Annotated in this window: 9 protein-coding genes; 2 read left to right on the top strand and 7 right to left on the bottom strand. The window is 62.8% G+C overall.

Annotated features, from left to right (window positions below):
* Nucleotides 1-53 precede the first annotated feature (53 nt).
* From OC450_RS03840 to OC450_RS03825, 4 genes are all read right to left on the bottom strand, one after another.
* Complete coding sequence (locus OC450_RS03840; protein ID WP_262047208.1) at nucleotides 54-1,958, bottom strand: sensor histidine kinase; 1,905 nt, start codon at nucleotides 1,956-1,958, stop codon at nucleotides 54-56.
* 97 nt (nucleotides 1,959-2,055) lie between these two features.
* Complete coding sequence (locus OC450_RS03835) at nucleotides 2,056-3,375, bottom strand: TAXI family TRAP transporter solute-binding subunit (protein ID WP_262047235.1); 1,320 nt, start codon at nucleotides 3,373-3,375, stop codon at nucleotides 2,056-2,058.
* Between the two features lie 100 nt (nucleotides 3,376-3,475).
* Nucleotides 3,476-4,708, bottom strand: coding sequence for an HlyD family secretion protein (locus OC450_RS03830; protein WP_211384762.1), 1,233 nt, complete (start codon nucleotides 4,706-4,708; stop codon nucleotides 3,476-3,478).
* The gene (locus OC450_RS03825) at nucleotides 4,701-5,132 is read right to left on the bottom strand and encodes a hypothetical protein (RefSeq protein WP_249129146.1); all 432 of its coding nucleotides are present in this window, start codon (nucleotides 5,130-5,132) and stop codon (nucleotides 4,701-4,703) included. Before OC450_RS03825 ends, OC450_RS03830 begins: the two co-directional genes overlap by 8 nt.
* Before the next feature lie 159 nt (nucleotides 5,133-5,291).
* On the opposite strand from OC450_RS03825, the gene OC450_RS03820 reads away from it, so the two are divergent.
* On the top strand, nucleotides 5,292-5,744 hold the full coding sequence (locus OC450_RS03820; protein ID WP_211384761.1) for a hypothetical protein: 453 nt from the start codon (nucleotides 5,292-5,294) through the stop codon (nucleotides 5,742-5,744).
* Between the two features lie 38 nt (nucleotides 5,745-5,782).
* Nucleotides 5,783-6,583: a polyphosphate kinase 2 gene (gene ppk2, locus OC450_RS03815; RefSeq protein WP_256806163.1), complete on the top strand. Its 801-nt coding sequence runs from the start codon at nucleotides 5,783-5,785 to the stop codon at nucleotides 6,581-6,583.
* Nucleotides 6,584-6,625: 42 nt separating this feature from the next.
* Here the strand turns inward: ppk2 and OC450_RS03810 are convergent, their stop codons facing one another.
* The 3 genes from OC450_RS03810 to OC450_RS03800 are packed head-to-tail and all read right to left on the bottom strand — an operon-like array spanning nucleotide 6,626 to nucleotide 11,560.
* Nucleotides 6,626-7,060 carry a hypothetical protein gene (locus OC450_RS03810; RefSeq protein ID WP_211384759.1) on the bottom strand — a complete coding sequence of 145 codons (435 nt, stop codon included), beginning with the start codon at nucleotides 7,058-7,060 and terminating at the stop codon, nucleotides 6,626-6,628.
* A gap of 32 nt (nucleotides 7,061-7,092) precedes the next feature.
* Nucleotides 7,093-8,793 carry an aspartate:alanine exchanger family transporter gene (locus tag OC450_RS03805; protein WP_211384758.1) on the bottom strand — a complete coding sequence of 567 codons (1,701 nt, stop codon included), beginning with the start codon at nucleotides 8,791-8,793 and terminating at the stop codon, nucleotides 7,093-7,095.
* A 13-nt stretch (nucleotides 8,794-8,806) separates the two neighbouring features.
* Nucleotides 8,807-11,560 carry a decarboxylase gene (locus tag OC450_RS03800; RefSeq protein WP_211384757.1) on the bottom strand — a complete coding sequence of 918 codons (2,754 nt, stop codon included), beginning with the start codon at nucleotides 11,558-11,560 and terminating at the stop codon, nucleotides 8,807-8,809.
* Between the last annotated feature and the right edge of the window lie 159 nt (nucleotides 11,561-11,719).

Here is an 11,719-nt window from a genome sequence, read left to right as displayed (position 1 = left end):
CGCATCCGGCGCGGGGAGGAAACCTGCTGCGACGCCAGAGCGATACGGCGGTATCAAGCCGATTTCGCGCTGCCGCGACCGATCGGAAGCCTAACGGTGAAGAGCGCGCCCCCCGATGGCTGATTTTCAGCGGCGATACGCCCTTGATGCGCCTCGACAATGGTGCGGACGATGGCCAGCCCCATGCCCATGCCTTGCGGCTTGGTGGAGAAAAACGGATCGAAGATCGTATTCAGGTCGCCGGGCGCAATGCCCTGCCCGTTGTCGGCGACCTTGATCTCGGCATGGCTGCCGGCGTGGACCGCCGTGACGCTGATTTCGCGCTTCCTCGGGTCCGCGTCGGACACCGCGTCGATTGCGTTCATGATGAGATTGAGCATGACCTGTTGCAGTTGAACAGGGTCCCCCTTGACGTGCAGCTCGGTCGGGGGCGGAACATAATTCAACACCACACCCTGTCCACGCGCCAGATCGCCCACAAATCCCATCGCCTCGCGCACCGTCTGATTGAGGTCGATGTCCCTGATCTCGAATGGCGTCTTCTTCAGCACGCTGCGAAGCCGGCGTATCACTTCACTGGCGCGCTGGTCGTCCCGCTTGATGTCGGCGAGAATATCGGCGATTTCCCGGAGGTTCGGCGAGGTGCTCCTCAGCATGAGCTCCGCAGTCTCCGCATTGGTGAGGATGGCGCCCAGCGGCTGGTTGAGTTCGTGCGCGACCGACGTCGTGAGCTCGCCGGCGGCCGCGTAGCGGTTGACATGGGCGAGCTCCACCATCCGCTGGCGCGCCTCGACCTCGGCCAGGCGGCGGCGGCGGTGCTCATGGAGCAATCCGCTGATCAACGCCCCCTGGATCAGGATCACGCTGGCAAGCAGCACCAGCTGCCAGCGATATCTGTCCCAAATGGTTGCCTCGCGAAACAGGATATCGTTGCCCTCGGGCAGATTGCTCTCGCTGATGCCCCAGCGCTGCAACTCGCGCCAATCGTATCTCGGCGACGCGAACCGAAGCGGCTCGATCTTGATCGCGTTGGGCTTCTCGCCGCCGAGAAGGCGGATCGCAACGTTGACGGTTGCCTGGCTCGCTCCCGCGATCGAATGCATCGGGCCGCCGACGGTGTCGTGACCGAAGAACGCCTCCTGGTAGGAAAAAATCGGCGCGTTGGCGACCGCATGCAGGCTGCGCAGCGCGAGATCACCTTCGTGTGCGATACCGGCGCCATCGACGGACATCAGATGCCAGAACAGCACCGTATGCGGCGGAAGCGCCGACGCCCGATGAAGAATCTGTTCAAATGCCAAGTCTGCATACCAGACGAATGCGACCCGGTTTTCGAACGGCTTCGCTTCCCTCTTGATCTCCTCGAGCCAGAACTTCTCAAGCGGCGAAGAGCCGATGACGACGGCAATCGTCTCGGTCTCCGGCATGACTTGAAGAATACTGCCGAAGAACGCCGGGAAGTCGTTGTGAACGGCGACGACAACGTCGTTGTCGGTCAGTTCGATGCGGTTCACCAGCCGTTGTTCGACCGCCGTCAGCACCATGGGCGTGTCGCGGAATAGCTGGTCACGATGTTTCTGGACAAACCTTGCCGCCGGCGCCCCAATGCTCATCACGATGTCGGGCGGGTTGTCGCGATAAAGCGAGCGGAGATAGGCGACGAACGGTGCCTCCGGACCCGGATCGTTGAACCGCGCCGTCAGGAGCGTGTGCTCCTGCAGGTCGATTGGCCACGGCGATTGCTGCTGGAGGTCGGCCCGGATGGTGCGGGCATATTCGCTCCATGGTCTGAAGTCGCGTCCGAAGGAGTGGAGCATGAGGACGCGCTTGGGCTGGCCACGCGGCTCGCTGCTCGCGGCGGCCGGCAGCATGGCCCAAACCAGCAGGCAGACGACGACACGCGCAGCTACCCCGGGCCAGACCATGTTGACCGCGCCGATGGGAATGCGCCCGTTCATTCTATTCCCCGGCAGCCTCAAAAGTCTAAACGGCGGCTATTACAGCACAACTCTTGCGCTAACGCACTGCGCCTCTATCGCCCTTCGGCCGCGCCGCTCAAGCGCTCGAGTCCGGCAGCGCCGACAGCAGAATCCGGCGGTCGTGGATCAGGCTCTGAAGGCGATGCGCGGCAACGTTCAGGGTCGTGACATCGAGCGCGTTCTCGTCTCCCGCCGCCGTCTTGGTCCGCTGCGCCTGGAGAACCCGGTCAATCTCGGCCTCGATCTCGGACAGTTCGGTTTCCGCGCCGGTCGTGCGTATCCGCGCACCCAGCGCATAAAGCGAATCCAGGTCGTGCTCATCCTTCGAAGGATCGCCCGCCCGAAGGAATTTCCACGCGGCCGCCAGCACCGACACAAGCCCGCCCAGGATCATCGGCGCGAGGAAGATCGCGTTTCCCCATTCGTCCAGAAAGCTCTGCTGTGTGCCGTTGTAGAACGCGGCGGCGCCGGGATGGACCGGGAGGAAGGCGTCCGAATCCGTGCTCGGCGCTGTCATTTGCGAGAGGACCGGCAATTCGCCGAGCAGGTCCCTGCGCGCCTTCATCAGCGCGTCAGCCAGGCCGCCGGCCACCTTTGCGCTGAGCTGCTTTTGCGCGACCACATAGAACGAGACCCGCAGCGTGGTGATATCCTCGCTCGGGACAGGAGGCGAACCGCGCAACGTGCCCTTCGGGACATCGAAGCTTTCAAATGCGCGCTGCTTCGCGGCGATGGCACCGGCGGCATCGATGGGAAGCAGAACCGGCGCGGTCTTCGGCGTCTGCAAAAACAGGCCGCGCAACAGAGCGAGGTATTTTTCGGCGAGAGGAACGACGATCAGAATCGCCCGGACCTCCTTGGTGTCCAGCGCGCGCCGCGCGTCTGGCGGCTGGAGATTGCGGAACGTCACGTTGGCGCGGGCCAGGCCATATTCGTCGCTCAGGACGTTGACGATCTTGCGATTGATCTCGCCGCCGATCACGCCGACGCTGGTGCGCTTCAAGCCGGCGATGTCGGTGATGGACGATCCCGGCGGAGTCGCCAGCAGAACGACGGCATGGGCGAGCACCACGACGGCCTGGGCCTGCGACAGATCGCCGACGTCGCCGCGCACGACGGCGAGATCGACCTTCTCGGCCGCAAACAAATCGGCCGCGTCAACAGCGCTGGTCGTCTCGACCAGCTTGAGGCGCACCGGAGCATTGACCGCAGCGAGCCGGCTCGCCAGCGCCGCTACCAGCCGTGTGGCCTCCCGGTCCAGGGATCCGACCGCGATAGTCAGCACCGTCGGGCGGGAATACCAGCGATAGCCGAACAGGCCAGCCCCGAGAACCAGCACGACCAAGCCGGCGACGATGACGAAACGAAACCATATCGGCATTCTCGCTGAGACCATGCGGCTCTCGCAGAACAGATGACGTTCGCAGGCCGGACGGGCTAATCTCACTCCGCCTGGAGCAATTTGCCCGCTCGATTTGGTAGCGCGTCGAACCCGATCAGTGTCCGCTGAGCACCAGCGTCTTGATCGGCAGCAGCAGCGCCTGAATGCGCAGCAGCATCGCATGCACCAGCCCGACGCCGTCGACGACATGCAAGGCAATGGCGCGGACGGTGCTGGTCTCCTTCGCCGAGATCTCCTCGTGATTGCTGGTGTAGGCGTTGACGATGCAGCTGCTCCCCGGAGTGACGCCTTCAAGGCCGCCTTTGTAGAGCGGCTCCAGGAAGGCGAGTATCGAACCCGGCTTCCGTGCATTCTGAAGTTCAATCAATTCCTGGCCAGCCTGGACCTGGCCGGCGGCGATGTAATCCTGCACATCGGTGACAATGAGCGGAATGATCACCCACGGCTTGGAGATGCAGGTCGCTTCCGCGACCATCCCTACCTTCATCACCCCCGCTTCAATCTGTCCAAACCCGGCCTGCAGCCCACCCTTGCCGGATTCTGTCGGTATCAAAACACCGGCTGGTCGCATGATCTGTGCAACAAGATCGCCGGGCCGAACGAAGAACTGTTCGACCCGCCCATCGACGCCGGCGCGAACGAAGGTCTTGTCGAGATCGACCTGTGCCTGCGCCATCGCGGCGGAGGCGCTGGCTCTCTCCGCGGGCAGCAGCGTGGAGACTCGCAAGGACGCGGATTCCCGTGTGGCATTCGCGGCGTCGATACCGGCTTGCCGTCCGTTGACCACCACTTGCAACTTCTCGATGTCACGCTGCGGCACGATGCCGGGATTGCGACGCTGCAGCTCGGATTTCACATCCAGTTCGTCCTTGGCCTGCTGAAAGGAGGATTTCGCCTCCTCCAGCTGAGCCTCGGCCTTGACGACGTCGGCGCGCGCCGAAATCAGCGAAGCATCGACTTCGGCAACCTTGCTCCTGGCCGTTTCCAGAGCGGCCTGCTGTTTCGAACTGTCCAGCGTGAACAGGACGTCGCCTTGCTTCACCGACTGGCTGTATCTGACCTTGACCTCGGCGACGCGCCCCGAACCCTCGGGAAGAATCGGCACGGTCCGGAAGTAGATTGCCGCCGAGTTGGTCGCCGGATGAAAGTAGAAGATCATGGTGATCAGCGACACCGTGAGCATCAGGCAGCCGGTGATGCCCCAGCGCAGCTCGTACCAGATGGAAAAGAACGTGATCTCCTTGCCGAAGCGCTTGCCCTGGGCATAGCGGCGGTAGAGATAGTCCGGCAGGATGGTCAGAAGGGAGCAGAACATGAGCTCAAACATGGCTGCGCTCCTTCTCCTTCGGGACTGACGTCTCTATCGGCGCGGGGCTCGGCTGGTCGGGCTCGCGCGCCTCGCCCGGCGCCGCGTCAGCGATCCTCTCGACGGAGCCGGCAATGCTGCGTAGCGGCGTGCCGAAATCGGGCAGGTCGATCATCGCGAGCAGCAGACCCGCCACCCAGAAAATGTGCAAGTGCGTAAAGAGCGAGATGATGCCCAGCACCGCCACGATCTCGAACTGCAGCTTCTGCGATTTGTGCGCCATCCGCTCGGGTAGGCTGTGCAGCTTCCAGTAGAGCGTGCCCACCCAGAGCACGGTACCGACCAGGAAGATCCCCATCACCACCATCAGCACGTCGGTCCCGCTTCCCGGCGCGAGATAGAACGGCAAATGATGAGGGGCCAGCGGATGAAGTTGCTCGCTCAATGCTCTTCTCCACGGAAGGGACCAGGGCGGCTTATGCACCGCACGGCCACCGTGGCCACGCAGGTGAGAAATTGCTTGATATGAATCAAAGGTCGAGACGGCGCGAAACCTAGACTAGTCCTGACTCTGCCCCAACAGCAAGCCAGGAACGCATCAATCATGCCCGGCATCGATGATCTCATTCCCAACGCACTGCAAATCCGCAAGGAAGCCGCGCTCGAGGAAGCCAGAAAGGCCGAGGAATATGTTCGCCTCGCCGCGGCGGCCGAAGCCGAGAAACGCGACTTGATCGAACGGCTGAGCAAACCGTCCGGCAAGTCCGAGGAGGAGAAGATCAAGCTCGCCTCGACCATCATCCAGCGCGCGGTACGCAACGGCCTGACCGAAGTACAAGTCTATCGCTTCCCGAATACGCTGTGCACCGACAAGGGCCGCGCCATCAACCAGATGGAGGCAGGCTGGGAGAAAACGCTGACGGGAATTCCAAAGGAGATCTTCGAGCTCTGGACCGAATACCTCAAGCCGCGCGGCTATCGGATCGGCTATCAGGTCATCGACTTTCCCGGCGGCGTGCCCGGCGACATCGGGGTGACCATTTCCTGGGGGGACTGATCGCGGTTTGGCCGCATTGACGCAATGGAACGCGAAGCATGGCAAAGGCCGGGGCGACGGAACGGATGAAGCGCAAGGATTACGAGAAGGAGCTCGAAAAGCTCCAGGTCGAACTTTGCCATCTCCAGGACTATGTCAGGGAAAACAAGCTTCGGGTCATCGTGCTGTTCGAGGGGCGGGACGCAGCCGGCAAAGGTGGCACGATCAAGGCGATCACGGAAAAGGTCAGTCCGCGCGTGTTCCGCGTGGTTGCGCTGCCGGCGCCGTCGGACCGCGAGAAGTCGCAGCTGTTCTTTCAGCGCTACATGAAGCATTTTCCAGCCGGCGGCGAGGTCGTGATCTTCGACCGCAGCTGGTACAACCGCGCCGGCGTCGAATACGTCATGGGCTTCTGCTCGCCCGCCGAGCACGACCGCTTTCTCTCGCTCTGTCCGCAGATGGAAAAGTACGTCATCGACGGCGGCATCATCCTGATCAAGGTCTGGCTCGAGGTCGGAATGGAGGAGCAGGAGCGCCGCTTCACGGCTCGCATCGACGACCCGGTGCGGCAGTGGAAGCTCAGCCCGATGGATCTGGAATCCTTCAAGCGCTGGTACGATTACTCACGCGCACGCGACCTGATGCTCAAGAAGACGAGCACGAAGCATGCGCCATGGTACATCATCCGCTCCGACGACAAGCGGCGGGCGCGGCTGAACTGCATCGCGCATCTGCTCAGGGCGATCCCCTACAAGCGGATCAGGAAGACCAAGGTCAAGCTGCCCAAGCGTTCCGACAAGGGACGCTACAACGACCAGGCCACCCTGCGCGGGATGAACTTCGTCACCGAACGATATTGACGAGACGATCAGGCCGCGCCTGGACGCGGCCCGATCGTTGGTCTACTTCAACCGTATCGTCACACCGCCGACGGCGGCCGACACTTCCGCGCCGACCTTCGGTCCGCTGAGCTGGAGGATCACGCCGTTGCCGTTCTGCAACTGAACGGCTCCGGCGCCCGCGGCAACGGCGCCGCCCGCGCCGCCCGCCGCGTAGGAGCCTTCGATGGACTCCGGTCCCCTCAGATTGAGGGCGCGGCCGACCAGCTTGGTGGTCGAGGCGCCGATCGTGAAGCCGACGCTCATGCCGGAGACCGTGAAGGGATATTTCTTGCCGCGATAAAGCAGAACCCCCTCGCCGCCACCGACGCCGACGATGAATCCGCCCTTGGTGAAGACCACGGCAACCTGGCCGGTCTCGGCACGCGATGGCGTGCTGAAACCGGCGATGCTTGCAAGCGCGGTGGCCAGGACGGCGCAGATGGCGACTTTTCTCATGACTTTCGTTTCCCTTTGGTTGTGATGCCGAGCTATTGGGCAAGGAGCATTGCGAAGTAGCCGAACACGGTGAGCAGGATGCCCGACACGGCGTAGCCGACCGGGAATCCGATCCAGGGCACGGAGCTCTGGATTTCCACCGCCGCTTCGCGGCACGGACCGGAGTGCGACCGCGCGCCGGCAACGCCGCCCATCAGCACCGCGGGGTTGATCTTGAAGACGTGGTAGCCGATCGCCCAGACGACGAAAGGCGGGATCGTGCAGGCGATAAAGCCGGCGACGAATATCTTCAAGGCAACCGCACCCGTGAGCTGCGCCAGCAATCCGGCGCCGGCATTGACGCCGACGATGGCGACGAAGACGACGAGGCCGAGATCCTCCAGCACGTTGCGCGCCGCGTTCGGCGTGTTGCCGAAGAAGCGCAGCCGCGAAACCAGCGACGAGACGATCACGCCCGATAGCAATAGACCGCCGGCGTTTCCGAGGCCGATCTTGGCACCGAAGGCCGGAAACTCGATCATGCCGATCAGGAAGCCGATGATCATGCCCGCGGCGAGCGTGAGAAGATCGGTCGAGGTGTTGGTCCGCGCAATGCGCCCCCACATCTCGCCGAGCTCGTTGACGGCCGATTTGAGACCGACAACGGAGATGATATCCATCCGCTGCAACTCGGTCTTGAGACCGGCGGCAAGCGGCACACCACCACGCTCGACCTTGGTGACCTGCAACTGGCCCGCCAACGCTGTCTCGCGGAACGATTCGAAGGTGCGTCCGACCATCTCCTTGTTGGTGACGAGGATGTCCGCCTGGTCCATGGGAATACCGAGCGCCTTGGCATCGGCAACCTCGGGGCCGATCAGGCCCATCTTGTCGGTCAGATGCTCGGTCGCGCCACCGAGCGCGACGACGTCTCCCTTTTGCAGCACGATTTCGGGATCGGCTCCCAACGGTTGACCGCCCCGCACCACGTTGACGATGCGGTATTCCGGGTTGATCGTGCGGAATTTGGCGATGCTCATGCCGACCTGGGCCGGATTGTCGAGCCGGTAGGCGCGCAGACCGAACTGCCGATAGCCGGTCAGGCCGCCGCCCTCGAGATCCTTGACGCCGAACTCCTTCTCATACTGCGTGGCAGCCGCCTTGGCGTCGACACCCCACCAACGCGGCAGGTACTTGCAGATCAAAATGATGCCGACGGTACCCCAGATATAGGTGATGCCGTAGGACAGCGCGATCATGCCGGTCGCGTCCTCAGGCTTCATCCCTTCGGGAAGCTTCACGACACCCGAGGTGATTGCCTGCTCGGCCGAACCGATCGCGGCCGACATGGTCTGCGACCCCGCCAGCATGCCGCCGGCGGCGCCGATCGGCAGCGCGAAGAGCTTTGAAAGAATGACGACGAGCGCCAGACCGAGCACACTCGACACCACCGCCAGGAGCACGAATTTGATGCCGTCCCCCCTCAGGCTGTTGATGAAGGACGGCCCGACGCGCAAGCCGACGCCGTACATGAAGAGGTAGTAGAACAGGCTCTTGGCGAAGTTATTCAGCTCGAGCTTCACGCCGTAGCTCGAAGCCCAGACGGCCAGGCCGGCGCCGACCACGATGGCGCCAGCGACCATGCCGAGGCCGTAACCCTTGATGCTGGCCCGGCCGATCCAGACGGCGAGCCCGACGACGAAGAACAGCAACAGAAACGGATTCTGCTGCAAGAACGTGAAAAACCCTAGCATGGTCGTCCCCTATCTATGATGCGGCCTTCAGCTTCGGCGTCGCACCGGGCTTGGGCCGGCCAATCTTCGCCAGGGCTTCGGCACGTACGAGCTTCAGCCCTTCCTTGGCGTCGTAGCCGTGGATTTCCTTCACATCGAGCTTGCGCATGAAGTCAATGGTTTCCTGGGTGATGACCTGTCCCGGCACCATGATCGGGAAGCCCGGCGGGTACGGGATCACGAAACTGGCAGACACGAGATCGGGACCGGCCTTCAGACGACGGTCGATCTCGGGATCGGCCAGCCGGATATATTCGCACCCCGCCGCGTCATAGGCCGAGTAGAAACCGCTGCGGATGTCGCCTTCGTTGGTCTTGGTGCCGGCATCGCCACGGAAACTCTGGTGGAAATGCGAAAAGTTCGGCAAGTCCGGCACGTCCGTCATCAGGCTCTTGACCCGCGCCTCGAAGGTCTTCTTCGCATTGACGCCGCCCTGAACCAGCCCGCGATCGACCTCGCCCGCGATCTCGGCCAGCACTCTCACCAGATGCGCAACGTCGCTGCGCGTGTTGTTGATGTTGGACTGGAACAACACCGAGTTGCGTGACGTCTTGTTGATCTGGATATCGTACTCGTTGGCCAGGATTCCCTTGAACTGCGTGCCGTCGTAGCCGGCGGTGCCGCACACCAGGGTCATGCGGGTCGGATCGAGGCAGAACTCGTCGTCGTCCAGGCTCTTCAAGGCGTTCGCCCAGTTCATGCCGGGGGCCAGATAGTCGGTAAAGCCGCTCTGGCGGTATTGCGCCGGCACCATCGCGTCCGCGCCGAGAATCCGGAAGTATTTGGAGATCAGCGGATTGTTGTTGACCGCCTGGCGGATCGCGAAAGCGATTTCGATCGCATTGGACACCAGACCATAGCCCTCGAGTTCCATCTGGCGCCGCGATACGTCGAGGCTCGCGATGATCTGCTGGTTCGGGCTGGTCGATGCATGCGTGAAGACCGCCTCCTTGAACTGCTGCTCGACGGTGTGGAATTCGACGTCCTTGACGGACAGCATCGAGCCCTGCCGGATCGCCGACATCGACTTGTGGGTCGAGTTGGTCTGGTAGACGCGCAAGCGGATCTGACGCGGATCCGGGATCAGCCTGGTCTTGAGCAGCACCTCGTCCGAGGGGGTCTTGCCGAGCTCGGCCTGTTGCTTCTCGTAAGCCGCGACCGATTTCGGATCGTGCATCCAGGCCTCGATCTCATTGGCGGCGCCCATCGCGGTCCGTCGCCGCAGGAACGGCGAGAATCGCGCAAACCCGAACCAGGCTTCGTCCCAGAGGAAGATCAGGTCGGGCTTGATGGCGAGGCATTCCTCCATCACCCGCCGGGTGTTGTAGATGTGGCCGTCAAAGGTGCAGTTGGTCAGGTCAAGCATTTTGACACGGTCCAGCCGGCCATCGGCCCTGGCATTCAGCAGGGCCTGCTTGATGGTCTTCAGCGGCACCGCGCCGTACATCGAGTATTCCGTCATCGGAAACGCTTCGACGTAGATCGGCTGGGCGCCGGCCAGCACCATCCCGTAGTGGTGCGACTTGTGGCAGTTGCGATCGACGATCGCGATGTCGCCCGGCCCAAGCAGCGCCTGCACCGCCATCTTGTTCGAGGTCGAGGTGCCGTTGGTCACGAAGAAAACGCGGTCCGCACCGAGCGCGCGCGCCGCCTTGTCCTGCGCCTTCTTGATGTTGCCGGTCGGCTCTAGCAGGCTGTCGAGACCGCCGGTGGTGGCGCTGCTCTCGGCAAGGAACAGGTTCAAGCCGTAGAATTCGCCCATGTCGCGGATCCAGTCCGACTTGAACACGGATTTTCCGCGCGCGATCGGCAGCGCGTGGAACGTCCCGATCGGGCGTTGTGCGTATTTCTTGAGATTGTCGAAGAACGGTGTGTCGAATCGATCCTGGATACCCTCGAGGATGGAGAGATGGAGTTCGAGGAGCTCTTCGATCGAGTAGAATATCCGCCGAACCACGTTGGCGTCGGGATCTCCCGCCATCTTCTCGACGTCGCGATTCGACATCAGATAGAGGTCAAGCTCGGGACGTACCCGCTTGATGATGTGTGCAAGCCGGAGTGCGGACGCGTCGGTCTCGTCATTGATGCCCGCCGTCGCGGTCATGGTACGCAGGATCGGTGCGTTGTGACGCGAGCGCAGGCCAAACCCTTCGTTGATGATTACGGCCGCGATGGTGGGATTGAGCATCGTCGCACAAAAGGCGTCTTCAAGACTGCCGACGATCACCGGCTCATAGACGAAGGAATCCACCGGACGTCGCAGCTTGCGCCATTCGGCAGCGAGCGCCGGCCATTTGTCGGACGAGAGGCCGGTGACGATCAGCGTTTCAAAATAGGGCCGATGGCCCTCATGCGACCCGAAACTCGAGGGCACGAGCTCGGGCGCATCGCCGTTGCCGTCATCCCTGGCATTCCAGTCGCCGGCATGTTGGCGGAAGGATCTCGTCATCAGGGCCTGCGTGATGCGCGTCGCAAGGCTCAGTGACCCCGCCGCATCGCCCGCCGAGGCCGCCTCCCGCAACGCCGCCATCAATTGCAGCCCGGGATAGCCGTGAAACTCCTCTATGACGGAAAGATCGGCCAGCGCCGCATCATACTTCGCGCGGTCGCCGCCGCGCGCCCATGCCTTGGCTGCCTCGACCAGATCGCGCCAGTCGTCCGCTCGCCCGCCGGGCCCGGAAATGAACTGATCGATGCGCTTTTCTGCTGGCTTGGCGTCCTTGGACATGTCTCTCTCCGGATCTTTTGCAAAGTCCCGGCCGCATCGTGGTGCCCGCTCACCTCGGTCCATTGATCCAAGTCAACGGTCGCGCATCTTGAACAGGCCTGGAACACTTCGCGATGCAATATCGTCCGGGCGGCTGCCGCGCGAAGGACGGCGAGCGAT

Origin of the sequence: Bradyrhizobium sp. Bra78 (assembly GCF_024519855.1) — a bacterium.
GTDB classification, from domain to species: domain Bacteria; phylum Pseudomonadota; class Alphaproteobacteria; order Rhizobiales; family Xanthobacteraceae; genus Bradyrhizobium; species Bradyrhizobium japonicum_G.
This window is presented reverse-complemented; position numbering and strand designations above follow the sequence as displayed.